This is a genomic window from uncultured Odoribacter sp., from assembly GCF_937966165.1.
Taxonomy (GTDB): domain Bacteria; phylum Bacteroidota; class Bacteroidia; order Bacteroidales; family Marinifilaceae; genus Culturomica.
The window spans coordinates 1-20,435 of sequence record NZ_CALCLB010000002.1 but is presented as its reverse complement, the minus strand read 5'-3'; the positions used below and the strand labels follow the sequence as shown (position 1 = coordinate 20,435).

At 40.6% G+C, this 20,435-nt stretch carries 16 protein-coding genes and 1 tRNA gene; 6 read left to right on the top strand and 11 right to left on the bottom strand.

Annotated elements, in window-relative coordinates:
• Positions 1-228 precede the first annotated feature (228 nt).
• On the top strand, positions 229-3,495 hold the full coding sequence (locus Q0465_RS00510; protein ID WP_298611276.1) for a S41 family peptidase: 3,267 nt from the start codon (positions 229-231) through the stop codon (positions 3,493-3,495).
• A 100-nt stretch (positions 3,496-3,595) separates the two neighbouring features.
• On the opposite strand, the gene asnA is transcribed toward Q0465_RS00510, so the two are convergent.
• From asnA to Q0465_RS00490, 4 genes are all read right to left on the bottom strand, one after another.
• The gene (gene asnA, locus Q0465_RS00505; protein ID WP_298611274.1) at positions 3,596-4,633 is read right to left on the bottom strand and encodes an aspartate--ammonia ligase; all 1,038 of its coding nucleotides are present in this window, start codon (positions 4,631-4,633) and stop codon (positions 3,596-3,598) included.
• Between the two features lie 285 nt (positions 4,634-4,918).
• The gene (locus Q0465_RS00500) at positions 4,919-5,728 is read right to left on the bottom strand and encodes a metal ABC transporter permease (RefSeq protein WP_298611271.1); all 810 of its coding nucleotides are present in this window, start codon (positions 5,726-5,728) and stop codon (positions 4,919-4,921) included.
• 39 nt (positions 5,729-5,767) lie between these two features.
• Entirely contained in the window at positions 5,768-6,511 is a 744-nt protein-coding gene (locus Q0465_RS00495; RefSeq protein WP_298611268.1) for an ABC transporter ATP-binding protein, read from the bottom strand.
• Between the two features lie 11 nt (positions 6,512-6,522).
• On the bottom strand, positions 6,523-7,407 hold the full coding sequence (locus Q0465_RS00490; protein ID WP_298611265.1) for a zinc ABC transporter substrate-binding protein: 885 nt from the start codon (positions 7,405-7,407) through the stop codon (positions 6,523-6,525).
• 310 nt (positions 7,408-7,717) lie between these two features.
• Between Q0465_RS00490 and lpdA the strand changes: the two genes are divergently transcribed.
• Positions 7,718-9,109, top strand: coding sequence for a dihydrolipoyl dehydrogenase (gene lpdA, locus Q0465_RS00485; protein ID WP_298611262.1), 1,392 nt, complete (start codon positions 7,718-7,720; stop codon positions 9,107-9,109).
• Positions 9,110-9,202: 93 nt separating this feature from the next.
• Entirely contained in the window at positions 9,203-10,582 is a 1,380-nt protein-coding gene (locus tag Q0465_RS00480) for an aminopeptidase C (RefSeq protein ID WP_298611258.1), read from the top strand.
• A gap of 86 nt (positions 10,583-10,668) precedes the next feature.
• On the opposite strand, the gene ispF is transcribed toward Q0465_RS00480, so the two are convergent.
• On the bottom strand, positions 10,669-11,151 hold the full coding sequence (gene ispF, locus Q0465_RS00475; RefSeq protein WP_298611255.1) for a 2-C-methyl-D-erythritol 2,4-cyclodiphosphate synthase: 483 nt from the start codon (positions 11,149-11,151) through the stop codon (positions 10,669-10,671).
• Between the two features lie 285 nt (positions 11,152-11,436).
• On the opposite strand from ispF, the gene murF reads away from it, so the two are divergent.
• Genes murF through Q0465_RS00460 form a run of 3 tightly spaced genes read left to right on the top strand, consistent with a single transcriptional unit; the run spans position 11,437 to position 14,849 of the window.
• Positions 11,437-12,729 (top strand): UDP-N-acetylmuramoyl-tripeptide--D-alanyl-D-alanine ligase, encoded by a 1,293-nt coding sequence (murF, locus tag Q0465_RS00470; protein ID WP_298611252.1) that lies wholly within the window; start codon positions 11,437-11,439, stop codon positions 12,727-12,729.
• A gap of 10 nt (positions 12,730-12,739) precedes the next feature.
• The gene (locus Q0465_RS00465) at positions 12,740-13,465 is read left to right on the top strand and encodes a polyprenol monophosphomannose synthase (RefSeq protein ID WP_298611249.1); all 726 of its coding nucleotides are present in this window, start codon (positions 12,740-12,742) and stop codon (positions 13,463-13,465) included.
• 49 nt (positions 13,466-13,514) lie between these two features.
• Positions 13,515-14,849, top strand: a complete 1,335-nt coding sequence (locus Q0465_RS00460; protein WP_298611246.1) for a dihydroorotase — start codon at positions 13,515-13,517, stop codon at positions 14,847-14,849.
• 1 nt (position 14,850) lies between these two features.
• Here Q0465_RS00460 and Q0465_RS00455 read toward each other — a convergent pair whose 3' ends face one another.
• The 6 genes from Q0465_RS00455 to Q0465_RS00430 form a co-directional block, all read right to left on the bottom strand.
• A complete protein-coding gene (locus Q0465_RS00455; RefSeq protein ID WP_298611244.1) occupies positions 14,851-15,783 on the bottom strand; it encodes a hypothetical protein in 933 nt (310 codons plus the stop codon).
• A 45-nt stretch (positions 15,784-15,828) separates the two neighbouring features.
• Positions 15,829-17,109 (bottom strand): phosphoribosylamine--glycine ligase, encoded by a 1,281-nt coding sequence (gene purD / locus Q0465_RS00450; protein WP_298611242.1) that lies wholly within the window; start codon positions 17,107-17,109, stop codon positions 15,829-15,831.
• A gap of 136 nt (positions 17,110-17,245) precedes the next feature.
• Entirely contained in the window at positions 17,246-17,914 is a 669-nt protein-coding gene (locus Q0465_RS00445; protein ID WP_298611240.1) for a DUF2461 domain-containing protein, read from the bottom strand.
• A 609-nt stretch (positions 17,915-18,523) separates the two neighbouring features.
• Entirely contained in the window at positions 18,524-19,702 is a 1,179-nt protein-coding gene (locus Q0465_RS00440; RefSeq protein ID WP_298611238.1) for an AIR synthase related protein, read from the bottom strand.
• A gap of 112 nt (positions 19,703-19,814) precedes the next feature.
• Entirely contained in the window at positions 19,815-20,078 is a 264-nt protein-coding gene (locus Q0465_RS00435; protein WP_298611236.1) for a hypothetical protein, read from the bottom strand.
• Positions 20,079-20,273: 195 nt separating this feature from the next.
• Positions 20,274-20,347, bottom strand: a tRNA-Asn gene (locus Q0465_RS00430).
• Positions 20,348-20,435 lie beyond the last annotated feature (88 nt).

The following is a 20,435-nucleotide window of genomic DNA, read 5'->3' as shown; positions in this document are numbered from 1 at the left end:
CTGAAGTTTTTAAATTATTAAAATGAAGAATATTGCCATTCTGAACAGAAAAAAACAAGCTCTGGATTCAGGATGGCATTTTCTGAATAATAACCTCCTTTTTTTCCTGAAAAGGAAAAATTACTTTAACAACATCAAATTTTTTGTTAAAAGTGTAGATTAGAACCAAATTTATGAGTAATAATAATTACTTTTCGTACCCAAACAAATACATTAAAACCTTTCAATATGAATTTATTCAAACTTTTATTCACTGGTATGTGCGTTTTTATCTTCTACGGTTTAAGCGCTCAGGAGACGGCTCTATGGACCCGTTATCCGTCCATTTCTCCAGACGGGAAGACGATAGCTTTTAATTATAAAGGAGATATTTATACTGTAAATGTAGAAGGCGGAAAAGCTACACAACTGACAACGAACCCCGCCTATGACGGTTGGCCGGTATGGTCACCGGACAGCAAGACAATCGCTTTCGCTTCCAACCGTTCAGGGAGTATGGATGTATATACCGTACCGGCAACAGGTGGAATCCCAACCCGCCTTACCTGGAATTCAACCGGAGAAACGCCGGTTGCATTTACTCCGGACGGGAAAAAAATTCTATACAAAGCCCGGATTATGCCTGATATAAATTATACGCAATTTCCTTCCGGCTCTCAAATTTACGCGGTTTCAACAGAGGGAGGACGACCGGAACAATTCTTAACTTTCGAAGTAAATGACGTTCATTTTAACAAAGCCGGAGATAAAATCATTTATCACGATTATAAAGGTTATGAGGACAACTGGCGGAAACATCACAAGTCTTCTGTAACCCGCGATATATGGTTGCATGATTTAAAAACCGGTAAATTCACCAATGTTACCTCAAAAGAAGTGGAAGACCGGAGTCCGGTTTTTACAGATGATGAACAAGGTATCTATTTTTTAAGCGAGCGTTTCGGTGATTTCAATGTATGTAAATTATCCCTGGATCGTCCGGAACAGATTACTCAGATCACTCATCATTCCAAACATCCCGTTCGTTTTCTTTCCCGTTCCAATGACGGAACTCTTTGCTACTTCTTCAACGGAGAGGTGTATACACTGAAAGAGGGGAAACAACCGCAGAAGGTAAAGATAAATGTGGTTACCGATCAAATCGAACCCCAGCTAACGTCCAACACTATGCGAAACGGAGCACGTGAAATGGCTCTTTCTCCCAATGGAAAAGAAATTGCATTTATATTAAGAGGAGACGTGTTTGTCACTTCAGTAGAATACAATACAACTAAACGGATTACCAATACTCCTACTCAGGAAAGATCTGTAAGTTTCTCTCCGGATGGGCGTTCATTGGTATATGCAGGAGAAAGAAACGGACAGTGGAATATTTATACCGCTACATTGGCAGACACTACGGATAAGTTATTTACTTATGCCAAAGAAATAAAAGAAGAGCAAATCACTAAAGGTAAAAATGCCTGTTTCGAACCGACTTTCTCTCCGGATGGAAAAGAAATTGCCTATTTGGAAAACCGTACGGAAATTAAAGTGATCAATTTAAAAAGCAAAAAAGTCCGGACCGTATTACCCGGCAAATACAATTATTCTTACAGTGATGGCGACCAGTGGTATCAATGGTCTCCCGACGGGAAATGGATATTAGCCAAATATTTTGATTACGGTGGTTGGCAAAACAGCGATGTTGCTTTGGTAAAAGCCGATGGAAGCCAGGAAATTCACAATCTGACCAATAGTGGTTATTCGGATGAATCCCCCAAATGGATGATGGACGGGAAAGTTGTAATCTGGTTCTCGGACCGTGCCGGCTACCGTAGCCACGGAAGCTGGGGAGCACATTACGACGTTTATGCCCTTTTCTTAGATCCGGAAGCCTGGGACGAATTTAATATGAGCAAAGAAGAATATGCTCTGGCAAAAGAGATGAAAAATAACGACAAAAAGAAAGAAGACGCCCAGAAAACCGACAAAAAAGAAAATAAAAAGGGAGAGAAAAAAGAAGACAGTAAGAAAAAAGTAGCAGAGACTAAATTACCGGAACTCCATATTGACCTGACGAACCTGGAAGACAGAATCGCCCGCCTGACCATTAATTCTTCCAATCTGGGAGATGCTGTACTGACAAAAGATGCCTCTAAATTATATTACCTGGCTCGTTTTGAAGGGGGATATGACTTATGGGTACGGGATTTTAAAGAAGGAACAACCCGTATTTTGGCAAAATTGAATAAGTGGGGCGGAGCGTTGGATATGGACAAAGAAGGGAAAAATTTATATATGCTAGCTAACGGACAAATCAGCAAAATAGATATCAATAGCGGGAAAACCACTCCTGTGACTTATGAAGCCGAATTAGAACTGAAAAAACCGTTGGAAAGAGAATACATATTCGACCACGCCTGGCAGCAAGTTGTGGATAAATTCTACGACCCGGATTTGCACAAGGTAGACTGGGATTTTTACAAAAAAGAATACAAACGCTTTTTGCCTCATATAAACAATAATTACGATTTTGCAGAAGTCTTGGGAGAATTGCTGGGCGAACTGAATGCTTCTCACACGGGTGCAAGTTATTATGCTCCCACTACAGCAAAACCGACAGCTGTTTTAGGTGCCTTCTACGATCCGGCCTATAAAGGAGACGGACTGAAAATTCAGGAAGTTATTGAAAAAGGTCCGCTTACGACTGCTAAAACAAAAATCAAAGCAGGGGTAATTATTGAAGAGATCAACAACCAACCGGTCAAAGCAGGTAAAGATTACTTTTCACTTTTGGAAAATCAGACCGGGAAAAGGGTATACCTGACGCTCTATAATCCGGAAACCAAGGAGCGTTGGAATGAATATGTCAAACCGATTTCCGCCGGAGAACAATCGCAATTATTATACAACAGATGGGTAAAAGGACGGCAAGACCTGGTAGAAAAACTCTCAGAAGGCAAGATCGGCTATATCCATATTCCCAGCATGGACAGTCAAAGCTTCCGGAAAGTATATTCCCAACTATTCGGGAAATTCCGGAATAAGAAAGCGATTATTTTAGATACCCGTTATAACGGTGGTGGATGGTTACACGAAGATCTGGCAAATATGTTGAGTGGGAAAAAATTTGCAGAATTTGTTCCCCGCGGACAATATATCGGACAAGATCCTTTTGCACAATGGACAAAACCATCTGCAGTCATTATGAGCGAGAGCAATTATAGTAATGCCCATGGTTTCCCCTGGGTGTATAAAGAATTGAAAATAGGAAAACTCGTTGGTATGCCCGTACCGGGAACAATGACAGCTGTATGGTGGGAATCTCAACAAGATCCGAGCTTAGTTTTCGGAATACCTCAAGTAGGTATGAAAGACAACCAGGGACGTTATCTGGAAAATCTTCAGCTGGAACCGGATATCCGGGTAACCAATGATCCGGAATCGGCCATACAGGGAAGAGATTTGCAAGTGGAAGCTACTGTAAAATCTTTACTGGAAGAGATTAAATAAAAACCATTTATTTACGATCAGAATTTTAGCTGAAGAGCTTTCATTCTGATCGTAAATTTTATATATCCCCCGTTCACGGATAAAAGAGGGTTGTTGGAGTTTAAAATAAAAATATTCCCTGTTTTTCGCATTTTTCCCTCAAATCTTCCGGCCAAAGTCCGGCCTGCACTTCCCCAATATGACATTTATGCAAGAGCAGCATACAAAGCCGGGATTGTCCGATCCCGCCGCCCATTGTCTGAGGCAGTTTCCCTTCCAGTAACAAAGAATGGAAATACAATTTTTTCCGGTCTTCGCATTTTCTCAATTCCAACTGCCGTAGTAAAGCTTCCGGATCCACCCGTATACCCATAGAAGAAATCTCGAAGGCAGATTTTAAAACCGGATTCCACACAATAATATCCCCGTTTAATCCATGCAGTTGCCCGCCTGTCGGAGCAGACCAGTCATCATAATCCGGAGAACGGTCGTCATGTATGCTTCCATCCGCCAAAGCCCCTCCTATACCGCGAATAAAAACAGCCCCGTATTTTTCTGCAATCAGTTGCTCTCTCTCCTTGGGAGTTTTATCCGGATAAAGTTGCCTCAGTTCTTCCGCATGGATAAAATAAATCTCTTCCGGCAAAAAAGATGGTAAAACCGGAAATTGCTCGCCCAGTAAAAATTCGGTCCGTTTCAGTGCGGCATAAATCCGTTTTACACAGGTATATAAACGTTCAACCGTTCTTTCCTGCGGAAGAATAACTTTTTCCCAATCCCATTGATCCACATATACAGAATGAATATTGCTGATTCTTTCATCAGGGCGTAAAGCATTCATATCCGTATAAATACCCATCCCCGGCCGGATATGATGCCGCCACAATGCATAGCGTTTCCACTTGGCCAGGGACTGTACAATTTCTGCCTCCCCGCCTTCCAGCATGCGGGCCCGGAAACGAACCGGCAATTCCATTCCGTTCAAATTATCATTTAAACCTTTCCCCGAAGGTACGGCAATCGGAGCTGTAATTCTTCTCAATTTCAATTCTGCAGCCAAAGCCAACTGGAAAGTATCTTTCACAAATTTAATGGCATGTTCCGTTTGCCAGACATCCAATAAAGAGCGATAGCCCTGCGGTAAAAATAATTGCTTCATGTGTTTATATATTAATTAAACAAAAAAACCTTCCTTTTACAAGGAAGGCTCTCTTTATCCGAAATTTAATCATTGGTCAATTTCCACCACAATAACCTTCCTCTTGCAATCCCTTATTGCAATTATTAAAAAGATTATTGTTATTCCGATTTTTCACAAGTTTTTTGTTTTGATTGTCCGTCAAAAGTAAAGAAAGAATTATGAAATGACAAACGAAACGATGGGAATCTCAAATTCACAGCATTTTTTCACAAAAAATTTTTCATAACGCTCCGGAAGCCTTCCTTAGGATTTACCTTTAAGACGCCGGATCATCCAGATAACAGAAAAGAAAATGAGAAAACACAATACAATAGTAGCCCCGGACGGAATTTTGAGCCAGGCTGAAACAAAGAGTCCGATAACCGATCCGGTTGTACTGATCAAAGCCGAAGCCAAAAGTTGTTGACGGAAATTTTTGTAAAACAAACCTGCAATGGCCTGTGGAATGGTGAGGTAGGAAATCACCAATATGATTCCGGCTAATTTCATACACAACACCACACAAAGTGCAATAATCAGCATAACACCGGTTTCTAAAAAATTCACAGGGACGTGATGGGTACGGCTGTACTCTTTATCAAAAGCGATATAAAAAAGAGGCCGGTAAAAAAGGGCGAAAAAAAGTAAGATAAAGACACAAAGTAAAACGGACAAATAAATCTGTCCCATGCTTATTGTCAATATATTACCGAAAAGATAAGACATCAGGTTCGGAGCATATCCAGGAGTCAGATAGATAAAAAGTACTCCTATAGCCATACCTGCTGACCAAAAGATTCCTATCAGGGAATCTTCTCTTATTCTTCTGTTTTCCGAAAGGAAAAGTATCCCCCAAGCGGACAGTACAGAGAAAACAGTTGCCCCCAAAAGGGGAGCGAACCCCATATAATAAGCAAATCCCAATCCTCCGAAAGAGGCATGAGTTATCCCTCCGCTAATAAACACCATTCGCTTAGCAACGATATAAGTACCGACCAGCCCACAACTAATCCCGATCAGGATCGTACTCAGGAGAGCATTCTGAAAAAAATCGTAATTTAATAAATCAAACATAACCGCTATTCTATCAAAAAATAAATAATTCTCATCTTTTTATTCCGGATGTTCCGTCAATACCCGATGAGGAATTCGTCCGTGAGTAATCAGCTCAATCGGACAATGATACAATTTCAATTGTTCTGACGAAATTAAATTTGAATTGTGATAATGTAACTCGCGGTTCACGCAGGCAATCGTCTTCACATACGAACAGATCGTACCCAAATCATGGGAAACCATAATAATACAAAGACTTTTATTCAGTTCTTTTAAGATCGTATAAAACTCCTTTTCAAAATTACTGTCTACGTAGGTAGTGGGTTCATCCAATATCAAAACCCGGGGAGAAGAAATAATTGCCCGGCATAAAAACACACGCTGCATCTGACCTCCGGACAATTCCCCGATCGGCATTTTCATATATTCCTTCATCCCGTATTTCTCCAGTAATTCCCCGGCTTTTTTCTTATCTTCCTTCCCATACGTTTTAAAAAGTCCTTTCTCCGACAACAGACCGGAAAGGACGACTTCCTTTACATCAATCGGAAAACGCTGATCAAAACGGCTATTCTGGGGCAGATAACCAAAAAGATTTTGTAAAGGAGCATAATATTTTACTTCTCCATTAAAAGGTTTCAGCAATCCCAGGATAACTTTTAAAAGGGTTGTTTTTCCTCCCCCGTTCGGTCCGATTATTCCAATAAAATCCTGATCTTCAATTTTCAGGTTTACATTATTCAATACCGGTACAGAATCATAACCGGCTGTAATATTTTTCAGTTCCAGAATCGTTGCCATTCTACCCGTCTTTAATTCAATTTCTCTTTTAATATACGAATCAAATTTTCCATCTCCTTCATCCATTCCGGATTAAGGGGATCAATAGGGATAACCTGGGCTCCGGTTTCTGCTGCCACAGAATTGGCATTATTGACATCAAACTGATTTTGGATAAAAATAACCGGAATTTTCTTTTCCCGGACCGTATCTACAATTTTTTTCAGATGCACCGGGTCCGGTTCTTTTCCCTCATCTTCTATCGAAATCTGTTCCAATCCGTAATCACGGGCAAAATAAGTAAGCGCCGGATGATAGATCAAAAAAGTACGCTGAGATTTATTAGCCAATTCGTATTCCGCTTGCCGGGCCAGTTGTTCAATACGTTGTTTTAAACGTTCATAATTGGCCAAAAATTCCGTCTGTTTTTCCGGGTAAGTTTCGGCCAGTACTTCATAAATTTCCCCGCACATCAGGACGGCATAAGCGGGAGACATCCATATATGCGGGTCAACACCCGTGTGGGAACTGTGTACTTGCCCGGAATGATGGTGGCAATCGCCTTCCATCAGCTCCAATTGATCCGAATGTTTTATCAGCAAAGGTTTTTCTTTCCCTTCCAATACCGGATATAAATGCGTAGTTTCAAACGGGAGATAACCAATTGCAAAACAAATATCACTATCCAGCAGTTTTTTCAATTGTTCCGTATTCAAATCGGAAGTCGCAGGATTCATGCCCGGAGGGATCATAACGTTTATTCTCACATAATCTCCGGCTATTTGTTCCACAAAATATTGTTGCGGCAAAATGCTGACACTGACGATTCGCTCATTCTTTTTCTTAGAAGTACAGGAAACAATACATAAAAGAACGAATAAAAGAGAAAATAATTTATTTAACTTTCTACTATTCATATTTTTATAAAAGGAATATTTTTTTGACTTAAAGGATATAAAGATAATAGATTTCTACCGGATATAAACAGCTAATTTTACTTTTTTAGGTTTGTTTTTCAAAATCTGTATTATAACAAGCCTGAAGGTCCCGGATTTGAAAATCCGGGAGCACATAAAAAATATCCGGACAGGAGAAATCTAAAATAGCATAGAAAAACAGTATTCTTTTAACAATTGATTATAGTCAGAACTTTTTTTGCTTTCAGACCTAGTTTTTTTTAGCTTTGTGGCGGAATCCAATATATCAAAAAATTAAAACGTTTGAAATATGAAATATGATTTAATTGTTATCGGGAGTGGTCCTGGAGGTTATGTCGCCGCTATTCGTGCAGCACAATTGGGAATGAATGTTGCTGTCGTGGAAAGAGCTGAGTTAGGGGGGATTTGTTTAAATTGGGGGTGTATTCCGACCAAATCCCTTTTAAAATCGGCCCAAGTACTGGATTATACCCGTCATGCAGAAGCCTATGGAATACAAATAGAACAGGCTTGTCCCGATTTCAGTGCAGTCATCACCCGAAGCCGCGGAGTTGCTGAAAAAATGAGTAAAGGCATACAATACCTGTTCAAAAAGAACAATATAACTGTTATTGAAGGAAATGGAAAACTCACGAAAGACAAAAAAGTCGAAGTAACCGATCCTGCCGGCAATCAGAATAGTTATGAAGCACAGCATATTATTCTGGCTACAGGAGCCCGTTCCAGACAGTTACCGGCAATTCCCCAGGACGGCAAACGCATCATTGGTTACCGTCAGGCCCTGACGCTGGATCATCTACCCGCTTCTTTGTTAGTAGTAGGTTCGGGTGCCATCGGTTCTGAACTGGCCTGGTTCTATAATGCTATGGGTACAAAGGTTACTCTGGTGGAGTTTATGCCGAACGTATTGCCAGTAGAAGATGAAGAAGTCTCCAAACAAATTGCCCGTTCCTTCAAAAAAGCCGGTATAGAAGTAATGGTAAAATCAACAGTTGAAAGTGTCGATGCCACCGGAGAGCTATTGAAAATCAATATCCGGAATAAAAAAGGAGAAATCGAAGTAAAAGAAGCCGAAATAGTTTTATCAGCAGCCGGAATTACGCCGAATGTCGAAAATATCGGTTTGGAAGAAACCGGAATTGAGCTGGAAAGAGGACGCATAAAAGTTGACGAGTTCTACCGCACAAATGTAGAAAACATATATGCGATCGGAGATATTGTATCCGGACCGGCATTAGCCCATGTCGCTTCTGCCGAAGCAATCTGCTGTGTAGAGAAAATAGCTGGTCTTCAGCCGGAGCCAATTGACTATGGCAATATTCCGGGTTGTACTTACACAACGCCGGAAGTAGCTTCAGTCGGACTTACTGAGGCCAAAGCCCTGGAAAGCGGATACGAAATCAAAATCGGAAAATTCCCGTTTACAGCTTCTGGTAAAGCCAGTGCCGCAGGGGCAAACGACGGTTTTATTAAATTAATTTTCGATGCCAAAGAAAATACTTTATTGGGCGCCCATTTAATCGGAGCCAATGTAACGGAAATGATTGCAGAATTGGTTCTTGCCCGGAAGAAAAAGATTACCGGACACGATCTGATTAAAACCATTCATCCCCATCCGACGATGAGTGAAGCCATTATGGAAGCTGCTGCTGCAGCATACGGTGAAGTCATCCACTTATAAAAACATCGGGGCACAGTGTGTACTAAAAAATTTTCCTGTCTTTAGAATGAGGGCAGGAAAAGTATTATAAATAATAATTTTAACCGTTCTTATATGAAGAAAATCTTATTCATTACAGTCCTCAGTATAAGTTGTTCGGGTATTTTTGCCCAAGCTCTTACAGACAAGGACTTAAACGATATCCGTTCCAGTTTAAAGAAAGATGCTTCTACGCAAGCTATTCAAAACATTTTAACGACAGATAAAAATATAAAAGAAAACGCCCTGAACCGGGAATTACAAGGAAAAATCGATCATTTTTTCAAATACCGGGTGAATGTAAAAGGGATTACGGACCAACATAGTTCCGGCCGCTGCTGGATGTTTACTTCTATGAATGTGCTCCGGCCTTCTGTTATGGAAAAATACAATTTAAAGAATTTTGATTTTTCCCATAATTACACTTATTTCTGGGATATTTTTGAAAAATCGAATTTATTTTTAGAAAATATCATCACCACCGCTTCCAAACCCATGGACGACCGGGAAGTTACGACTTATTTCCAATCCGCTGTAAATGACGGAGGCGTATGGAACCTCTATTACAATGTAGCACAGAAATACGGAGTTGTTCCGCAGGAGGTTATGCCGGAAACAGCCCACTCCAATAATACCTCTCAAATGATTAACATCCTCAACGAAAAACTTCGTCTGGGGGGATATACCTTGAGGGAAATGGCCGCTGCCGGTAAGTCAGCCAAAGATTTACGGGCAGAAAAGAAAGAGATTTTAAAAGATGTATACCGTATTCTCTCCCTTTGCCTGGGCGAGCCGCCTCATACATTCACCTGGAGATACAAAGACAAGGAAGGCAATATTAAAGAATTGGCAAACTACACCCCTGTGCAATTTTACCAGGCCATCACTCCGAAAGATTATAGTCCGGAGAATTACATCATGATCATGAACGATCCTACCCGGGAATATTACAAATTGTATGAAATACAAAATTACCGGAATGCTGTGGAAGGAGTGAATTGGATATACCTGAATCTGCCCAATGAAGACATTAAAAAAGCAGCGTTAGCATCTATTAAAAACAACGAAGCCCTGTATGCATCGTGTGATGTAGGAAAACAACACCAAAGGGAAAGCGGTATTCTGGATCCGGAAATGTATGATTACGAAAGCCTGCTTGGAGTAAAATTAAAAATGGACAAAAAAGCCCGTATTTTAACCCGTCAAAGCGGATCCTCACACGCGATGACATTAGTGGGGTGCGATACAGATGAAAATGATCAGCCTGTCAAATGGGAATTTGAGAATAGCTGGGGGGCAAAAGCCGGGAATCAGGGATACCTGACGTTTACCGATAAATGGTTCGACGAATATATGTTCCGGATTGTTATCCACCGGAAATATTTGGATGAAAAAGCAGTTAACAGTTTAAAATCAAAGCCTATCCAATTACCCGTATGGGATTATATGTTTTAAAGAATAACAAAAAGTGGGAGAGCAATTGTTCTTCCACTTTTCATATACGCCTTTCCGGACCTGCTCTATAATCCACTCTTTTTTATTCATTCCTTCCGATATATCAAAACAGTGGCATAAGCAGAAACGCCTTCTTCCCGTCCTTCAAAACCCAGTTTTTCCGTAGTAGTTGCTTTTACGGATACCGCCTCTCTTTCTATCCCCATAACTTCTGCTAAACAGGATTGCATTTGCGGAATAAGGGATTTCAATTTGGGACGTTGCATACATATCACACTGTCAATATTCCCAATTTCAAACCCGTTTTCCTTTAAAAGTTCCACTGTTTTTTTCAACAGTATTTTGCTATCTATACCTTTAAATGTATCAGATGTGTCCGGAAAATGATAGCCGATATCCCGCATTCCGGCGGCTCCTAACAAAGCATCACAAATTGCATGTATCAAAACATCCCCGTCTGAATGGGCGACACAACCTTTTTCGTGTTCTACTTTTATACCTCCCAGCCAGAGATCCAGTCCTTCTTCCAGACGATGCACGTCTATACCGATACCTGTTCTTATTTTCATTTCTTTATTCTTTACGATTACTTTAAATCCATTTTGAACATTTAAAATTACAACTTTTTGCAAGCTTAACAAAAAAATATACTTTCTCAAAGAGAAGAAGTATTTCATTAAAAAATACAGGATTTTTCCAAGGATCAACACATTTTTCCGTACATTTGTCTACGTATTGTGATCCGACTAAAATTAACAAATTTCCAATGAAGAATTCTCACTTTTCTGGGAAGGGGAAAGCGTAAACCGGAAAGTAAAAGTTTTTCAAAAAATTCTCTCTAACCCGACTTAGATATGATTGCTATTCCACAGCTTTATAACGATTTTATCCGGGGGCACCGGGTAACTACAGATTCCCGGCACATTCAGCAAGGGGACGTTTTCATTGCCCTTAAAGGAGAAAATTTTAACGGTAATGAATTTGCCTCTTCCGCTTTGGAGAAAGGTGCCTCTGCTGTGTTTGTCGACGACAAAGACTACCTTTTGCCGGAAAACTGTATATTTGTCCCGGATGGTTTGCATTTTTTGCAGGACATAGCCCGTTACCACCGCCACCGTTTAGGAATTCCGATCCTAGGCATTACGGGGACAAATGGGAAAACGACAACAAAAGAATTATGTTTTGCCGTACTTTCAAAACAGTACAGGACCTCTGCAACTCAGGGGAATCTGAATAATCACATTGGTGTACCGCTCACCCTGCTGAGTATGGATGAAAATACCCAATTCGGGATCGTCGAAATGGGAGCCAATCATCCCGGCGAAATCCAGGAGTTATGTGATATAGCGGATCCGGATTTCGGGCTGATAACAAATATCGGACAAGCTCATCTGGAAGGATTTGGAAGTTACGAGAACATTATCCGAACGAAAACGCAATTGTATGATCATATATTCCGAAAATCAGGAAAACTTTTTGTCAACGCAGACGATCCTTTACTAATGGAACTTTCAGAGGGGCACACCCGCATCCTTTATGGAAAATCACAAGGAGACTGTAAAGGAGAAATCAAACAAACGATCCCTTATCTGGTATATGCCCTGAAAACGCTAAAAGGAGATCTTTACGTCAAAACGAAACTGATCGGAAGTTATAATTTTGACAATGCCATGGCTGCTTCCTGTATCGGTCAGTATTTCGGCATTCCACCCCTCAGTATCCGGGATGCTATCGAAAATTACCGTCCTACGAATCTTCGTTCACAACTGATAAAAACAACCCGCAACACGGTTATTCTGGATGCATACAATGCAAATCCCAGCAGCATGTACGCAGCGGTGAAAAACTTCACCGAAATTCAAGCTTCACCTAAAATTCTCATTTTGGGCGAAATGAGGGAACTGGGAACATACAGTGCAGAAGCCCACCGTAAAATAGTATCCTTAGCGACCGAAAACCCTGCACATACAGTATTTCTGGTCGGAAATAATTTTGAACATTGTAGTGATAATTGTAACTTTATCCGTCATTTTAAGGATACGGATACATTAATCGAATATTTAAAACTACATCCTTTTCATGCTTCTTACATTTTTGTAAAAGGATCAAGAGGGAATAAACTGGAAAGAATTGTCGAATTTTTATAATCCCGGTATCGTGAATAATAGAATTGTTATCATACCCACTTATAACGAAAAGGAAAATATCGAAAATATTATCCGCTATGTTGCCGGCCTTACTCCAGCATTTGATATTCTTATTATCGAGGATAATTCCCCGGACGGAACGGGAGACATTGTTGAAAAACTACAAAAAGAATTTTCCCAACTGCACATGATCTGCCGGGAAGGTAAATTAGGTTTGGGAACGGCTTATATTACCGGTTTTAAATGGTGTCTGGAACAGGGATACGAGTATATTTTCGAAATGGACGCCGATTTTTCCCATAATCCTGACGATCTTATCCGGCTATATAATGCCTGCACTTCAGGAGCAGATATGTCAATAGGATCCAGGTATGTTACCGGTGTCAATGTTGTTAACTGGCCGATGGGGAGGGTATTAATGTCTTATTTTGCATCCAAATACGTCCGTTTCATCACGGGCATGAAAGTCCACGATGCCACTGCCGGATTTGTATGTTATACCCGCAAAGTTTTAGAAGCCATTGATTTGGATAAAATCCGCTTCAAAGGGTATGCTTTCCAGATCGAAATGAAATTTACAGCCTGGACACTTGGATTTAAGTTAAAAGAAGTACCGATTATCTTTACTGACCGCACTTTAGGTTCTTCAAAAATGAGCGGGGGAATTTTTACGGAAGCTTTTCTAGGAGTCATTACAATGAAACTCAGAAGCCTTTTCCGGAAAAAACAGCAATAATACGTTTCAATACAATCGGACATAGGAATAGAAAACAACATCGAGGCATATGAAAAAAGTCATCCAAGGAGGAACGCTCGTCAATGAAGGCCGGATTTTTAAAGCAGACATCATCATTGAAAACGACCGCATTGCAGAGATTTCCGATCACTTTTCAGAAGTGCAATTAGAAAATGCCGAAGTCATAAACGCTCAGGGTCAATACGTGATTCCGGGAGTTATTGACGATCAGGTACATTTCCGGGAACCCGGACTTACCCGTAAGGGAGATATTGCAGAAGGGAGCCGGGCAGCCGCAGCAGGAGGAGTTACTTCTTTTATGGATATGCCGAACGTTATTCCTCCAACAACCACTCTCCGCTTACTGGAAGAAAAACAAGCCATCGCACAACAGCATTCTCTCGTAAATTATTCTTTTTATTTAGGGGCCACTTCGGAAAATATCGAAGAGATCCGGAAAGTAAATGTCCGTACGACCTGTGGTATAAAAGTATTTATGGGTTCTTCTACCGGAAACATGCTGGTAGATCACATCCCTGCTTTAGAACGGATATTTGCCGAATCTCCTTTGTTGATTGCAACTCATTGCGAAGACACTCCTTTAATTAATAAAAATCTGGATCGGTTCATACAGCAATACGGAGAGGGCATTCCTCCCCAAGCTCATCCCCTTATCCGAAGCCGGGAAGCTTGTTTTAAAAGTTCTTCTTTAGCTACAGCACTGGCCCGTAAACACAAAACCCGTTTACACATTCTTCATCTCAGTACTGCAGAAGAAACAGCCCTTCCGGACAGGGGACTGCGTACCCAAAAACGAATCACCGGAGAGGTATGTGTTCACCACCTTTGGTTCAACGACCAGGCTTATGCAAGTAAAGGTAATTTGGTAAAATGGAATCCAGCCATTAAAACAGAACATGACCGGCTAAGTTTAATAAAAGCCGTAAAAGAAGGGGTCATCGACGTCATTGCGACCGACCATGCTCCTCATCTCCTGAGCGAAAAAAAAGGTCCTTATACTCAGGCTGCCAGCGGAGGGCCCATGGTTCAGCATTCCCTGACCGTTCTGTTGGAATTAATGGAGAAAGGTTATTTCTCCCTGGAAGAAATCGTCGACCGGATGTGCCATGCGCCTGCCGATCTGTTTCACATCTCGGAAAGAGGATACCTTAGAAAAGGATATAAAGCAGATATTTGTATTTTCAAAAAATCTCCCTGGACGGTGACTCCAAACAACCTCCTCTATCGTTGTGGCTGGTCCCCTTTAGAGGATACAACTTTCAATTATAAAGTACAATTAACCCTTGTAAATGGTCATACAGTATATGAAAATGGCGTTTTCCATGAACAGCCGAAAGGTGAATTACTGAACTTTGACCGGTAAATTAAATCTCAAAAACAAAACCGGCCCCCAGTAAAAGCAAAAAAAGGATATTCCCGAATATCGGCAAACGTTGGATTACAAAATACTGGGAATAGATATAAGAAAGAGGAAATGCGACTAAATACATGAAATCAAAACGGATTCCAGGTATAAAAAGAAAAGTCAGTATACAGAAAACCAGCATAGATAACAAAGATACCATACTTCTCCGCTGACTTACTGTTGAAACCGGGTAATAAAGGGTGATATAATAAAGGGAAACAAACAATAGCAACAATAACGCACTGTAACGTACGATTTGAAGTGTTGTCAACTGATGCAAATATTCTCCGGCCCACAGATTTTCTTTAAAAAGAATAAAAAACTGGTTCAACTGGTCCGTCCAATAATAATAAAAAAGTATAAAATAAACCGGGGTTAAAATACCGATAGTAAGGGCCATAATGTCTTTTAGAGTAGATCTTCCCGAAAAAAACAGCACACAAAAAGCCCACAGAATTAATAATACAACCTTCGGATAAAAAAGGACTGCCAGGGCGATCCAAAATCCGAAATTAAATATAAAACGATTGGATTTCGTATTGTTTATGGCCCCAAGTAAACCGGTAAAAGCCCATACGATTATAAAGGCAGGGAATAATACCCAGCTAAAAATTCCTTTTACGAGCAATCCGATCGTCAGGATAATATAAATAACCGCCGGAAGCGTCGTCGTCTGGGCCAGAAATTTATATCGGATATTGACAAAAAATAATAAATACGCAATGCCGAGGGTGAACAGATAAATAAAAAACATTTTCCCTTCCGGTCTTAAATAAGCAAGGATTTCCGAAGGGATTATGCCCGGAAGAGCCGTACCTTCTGTTAAATGATTCCCGGAATAAAAATGATAGATACCTGCTATCGCCACAATCAGGGGCAATATAAAAAGCATATATGTCTTTTTAGACCTTAAATAACCGTCAAAAATCATTCGGGTTTAGTTTTCCAGTTCCATAAGATCTTTTCCGATATCGCTCCGATACGTTTTACCCTCAAAGTCAATTTCTTTTATATTCCGATACGACAAACCGAGAGCTTCCTGCAGGGTCTTTCCAAAAGAGCTGACGGCTAAAACCCGTCCTCCGTTCGTCAATATTTTTCCTCCTTCTTTCCGGGTTCCGGCATGAAAGACCAGACTTTCACCGGTTTGCCCGATCTGGATTTCTTTTCCTTTCTCGTAAGTTCCGGGGTATCCTTTAGCCACCAACATCACTGTCGTACAATACCGGGCATCCATTGCAAAATCCGCTGTCGCCAATTCGGCCCGGGCTGTCGCCTCAAATAGCCGGATCAGATCCGCTTTTATACGGGGCATCACCACTTCTGTTTCCGGATCTCCCATACGTACATTATATTCAATCACTTTCGGTTCTCCTTCCACATTCATCAGCCCGAAAAATATAAATCCTTTGTAATCTATTCCTTCCGCCTTCAGACCTGCAATAGTAGGCTGAATAATTTTTTCTTCCACTTTCCGATTGAAAATTTCGTCAGCAAAAGGAACGGGAGAAACAGCTCCCATGCCTCCTGTATTCAATCCGGTATCTCCTTCTCCAATCCTTTTGTAATCCTTAGCAGACCCTAGAACCTTATATTCTTCCCCATCGGTCAAGACAAAAACAGATATTTCTATCCCTTGCAAATATTCTTCAATTACAACGCGCTGACTGGCTTTTCCAAATTTACCTTCCAGCATTTCTTTCAATTCGGCCTGCGCCTCCTGTAAATCTTCCAGAATCAAAACCCCCTTGCCTGCAGCCAGTCCATCTGCTTTTAATACATAAGGGGGCTTTAACGTCTTTAAAAAATGATATCCTTTCTCCATCTGCTCAGCAGTAACCGTCATATAAGCCGCCGTCGGAATATGGTATTTAATCATAAATTCCTTAGCAAAATCCTTACTCCCTTCCAAAATAGCCCCAGCTTTCCCCGGACCGATAATGAATAAACCTCTCAAACGGGCATCTGCTTCCAGGTAATCCCGGATTCCTTCCACCAAAGGATCTTCCGGTCCTACGATAACCATACGAATTTTCTCCCGGACAATAAAATCAGCAATTCCTTGAAAATCCGAAACTTTTATATTCACATTCTCCGCGATTTCAGCCGTACCAGCATTTCCCGGAGCAACATACAATTTTTCCAACTCAGTACTCTGAGCCATTTTCCAGGCCAACGCATGTTCCCGTCCTCCGCCACCTAATAATAATACTCTCATATTCAGATTTCTAAAATTAATTTTACATCCGGTTTACAGCTTACAAAAATAGAAAAATACTTCTTTATTCTTCCTCTTCCCCTCAAAAACACAGAAAGAAAAATCCCTTCCGGGGAGATGATTTTTCCCGTTCGTTTCAGGCATTCATTTCATCCACAGTATAATTCAGAAAACGATTAAAACGGTACATTTTCTGAAATACCTCCACAATTTTTTCCTGAGCATCCTTTGTCATAAAAAAAACATCGGGTTTATAGGTAACCACATCATAATGCTTGTATTTCAATAAATCCCCCTGGGGAAAATCTGCAGGGAAAGGAGGCGGTACTTTTTTCAATTTATCCGTATCATCAATAGCAGCAAATTCTCCGGCAAAATCCGTTTCAGACAAAATAGAAGTAAATTCTTCAATATTCTCATATATATCCTGACGTAATCTTTTCAATAAGGCAGGTTCCGGACAATACAAACCTCCCCCGATTAAACTTCCGTCAGGTTCCACATGCAGATAATACCCCGCCCGCTGACTATTCCTTCCACCCGGAGAAGCAATGTAAGCAGCAAAATGAGTCTTATACGGCGACTTGTCAGGAGAAAAGCGGATATCCCGGTATATTCTGTAAACACAATCTTTTACTTCCAATCCGCTGATCTCTTCATCAAAACCGGCCGTTTTCTCAATTAATTTCCCTACCCATTCATCAAAAAAGGCTTTTAGCTCCAGATACCGCTTTTTATGCGTATTAAACCAATCCCTATTATTATTTTCCCGCAATTCCCGTAAAAAATCGTATATCTCTTTCATAACCGATTCTTAAAAATTGAATTTTTTCTTGTTTGTATACAAAAGTAATAAATGAGATCAGAAATAAATAATAACACTTGAAAAGTTTATCTGATTTTTGTTCTGTTACAATCTGCCATGCCCTTAAACAACCGGATACTGCTTACAACATAAGCCTGGAGGTAACATTGAAGAAATTGAAATTAAAAAATTCCTGAATTAAAGAGCGGACGATCTTGCCGGTTGATGAAAGATAAGCCGGTCAAAAAACTTAGCTGTTCTAGTTAGGGGAAAATTGCCCTATTTGTAATATTTAATTTTAACCTCCTGCCTGAACAAGAAATGAATACCTGCCAATGAAATGCTCACCGCTTTGATAAAAGAAGTGGCGGAAAAAGCCAGACCAAAGTCCGGGGAAGCGAAAGAAAAGTTTGGGAACCGGAACTCCGGGGAACTGTGATGAAAGTGTAAAATATACGGGTAATGTAAGAGAAAAATAAGCACAACCGGTTTACAATACTGAAATTCAATCGTACCGAATTCGGTACAATGAAGGACAGATAAAAAACGGGAACTTTAAAAATCCCCGTTTTCGTTTTATATATAAAGTTCACGAATCAAACCTACCGTTCAGTATATGAATTTCCCGAATTCACTGATAATGGTAAGCTTATTTCCTTCTTTCTCCTCACTGTCGTAACAACGGCCAACGATTTGAGCATCGATGTTAAAGCTTTTAGAAATCGCAATAATTTCTGCTGCCAGATCCTCTTCTACATATATTTCCATACGGTGTCCCATATTGAAAACCTTATACATTTCCTCCCAGGAGGTACCGGATTGCTGTTGTATCAAACGGAATAAAGGAGGTATAGGGAAGAGATTGTCTTTAACGACATGCATATTCTCGACAAAATTCATCACTTTTGTCTGAGCCCCTCCTGAACAATGAATCATACCGTGGACTTGATGCCGGTAGAGATCCAATATTTTTTTAATGACCGGAGCATAGGTCCGGGTAGGCGATAAAACCAGCTTTCCGGCATTTAATTCGCTGCCCATTACCGGATCAGTAAGCTTACATTGACCGGTGTACACCAGTTCTGACGGAATATTATTATCATAACTTTCCGGATATTTTCCTGCCAGGTATTTGGCGAAAACATCGTGGCGGGCTGAAGTTAAGCCGTTAGAGCCCATACCGCCATTGTACTCCTTTTCATAAGTAGCTTGTCCGTAAGAAGCCAAACCGACAATGACGTCTCCGGCTTGTATACGGGCATTATCTACGACATCCGACCGTTTCATACGGCAAGTCACCGTAGAATCTACAATAATGGTCCGTACCAAATCCCCCACGTCTGCAGTCTCTCCTCCCGTGGAGTAAATACTGACTCCCAACTCCCGGTATTCGGCCAGTAATTCTTCTGTCCCCCTGATGATTGCAGCAATAATTTCTCCCGGAATTAAGTTTTTATTCCGGCCGATAGTAGAAGAAAGTAATATGTTATCGACCGCACCCACACAGAGCAAATCGTCTATATTCATAATCAGGGCATCCTGGGCAATCCCTTTCCATACCGAAAGATCTCCGGTCTCTTTCCAATATAAATAAGCCAGGGAAGATTTAGTACCTGCCCCGTCGGCATGCATTATATTGCAATAGGCAGGATCTCCCCCCAAATAGTCAGGGACAATCTTACAAAACGCCTTGGGGAAAATTCCCTTGTCGATATTTCTGATAGCGTTATGAACGTCTTCTTTGGAAGCTGATACGCCCCGTTTATTATATCTCTCGTCTTTTCTCATAATGTTGATACTATAAACCCTTCCGGTATTAAAAGAGCATTGCTCTTTACTTTGAATAGGCAAATTTATACAAAATATCGGTTATCGGAAATTGAACATTCCGGACAAATAATCAATGCCAAATCCGGTGAAATATCGCATAAAGACGCCACCAAATCAGAAATATCAAAGCAATCGTAATGATATAGGTCACCGCAACACCGGTATGTAAAAAATAACGTACCGTAAATGCCAGTCCTTCAACTCCATTCCAGGGATTTAAACCGGTCCAGGTATACCGGAATTCCTTTGGCATAGCAGTCATCGACAGGACACTAAAGGCAACAATTAAAACAATCAAGGAAATAATAAAGGCTATCTTATTGATATTTCTCATGGAATCGAAATTAAAGATTTATCTTCCACAAATATAGTATAAACCTGTACAGTATCAAATTTATTCGAACTCTATCGGAACACATCCGTTTTTTTATACATAAATGGATTTCCCGGAACACAAAAAAAGCACAGAACTTTTCAGACCTTGCTTAAAATGAAAAAACCACCTTTAGCAGGTGGCTTTTACAATCAGCTCCTCAGGTAGGACTTGAACCTACGACCTACGGATTAACAGTCCGCCGCTCTAACCAACTGAGCTACTGAGGAATTAAATAAAAGAACTTCGCAGCATTACTGCCGGGCTCCTCAGGTAGGACTTGAACCTACGACCTACGGATTAACAGTCCGCCGCTCT

Coding starts and splice junctions, on each gene's coding strand:
- murF (WP_298611252.1), top strand. CDS start 11,437: ATGATTGCTATTCCACAGCTTTATAACGATTTTATCCGGGGGCACCGG.
- Q0465_RS00490 (WP_298611265.1), bottom strand. CDS start 7,407: ATGAATAGTAGAAAGTTAAATAAATTATTTTCTCTTTTATTCGTTCTT.
- ispF (WP_298611255.1), bottom strand. CDS start 11,151: ATGAAAATAAGAACAGGTATCGGTATAGACGTGCATCGTCTGGAAGAA.
- Q0465_RS00440 (WP_298611238.1), bottom strand. CDS start 19,702: ATGAGAAAAGACGAGAGATATAATAAACGGGGCGTATCAGCTTCCAAA.
- Q0465_RS00510 (WP_298611276.1), top strand. CDS start 229: ATGAATTTATTCAAACTTTTATTCACTGGTATGTGCGTTTTTATCTTC.
- lpdA (WP_298611262.1), top strand. CDS start 7,718: ATGAAATATGATTTAATTGTTATCGGGAGTGGTCCTGGAGGTTATGTC.
- Q0465_RS00455 (WP_298611244.1), bottom strand. CDS start 15,783: ATGCTTTTTATATTGCCCCTGATTGTGGCGATAGCAGGTATCTATCAT.
- Q0465_RS00445 (WP_298611240.1), bottom strand. CDS start 17,914: ATGAAAGAGATATACGATTTTTTACGGGAATTGCGGGAAAATAATAAT.
- Q0465_RS00500 (WP_298611271.1), bottom strand. CDS start 5,728: ATGTTTGATTTATTAAATTACGATTTTTTTCAGAATGCTCTCCTGAGT.
- Q0465_RS00435 (WP_298611236.1), bottom strand. CDS start 20,078: ATGAGAAATATCAATAAGATAGCCTTTATTATTTCCTTGATTGTTTTA.
- purD (WP_298611242.1), bottom strand. CDS start 17,109: ATGAGAGTATTATTATTAGGTGGCGGAGGACGGGAACATGCGTTGGCC.
- Q0465_RS00495 (WP_298611268.1), bottom strand. CDS start 6,511: ATGGCAACGATTCTGGAACTGAAAAATATTACAGCCGGTTATGATTCT.
- Q0465_RS00480 (WP_298611258.1), top strand. CDS start 9,203: ATGAAGAAAATCTTATTCATTACAGTCCTCAGTATAAGTTGTTCGGGT.
- asnA (WP_298611274.1), bottom strand. CDS start 4,633: ATGAAGCAATTATTTTTACCGCAGGGCTATCGCTCTTTATTGGATGTC.
- Q0465_RS00460 (WP_298611246.1), top strand. CDS start 13,515: ATGAAAAAAGTCATCCAAGGAGGAACGCTCGTCAATGAAGGCCGGATT.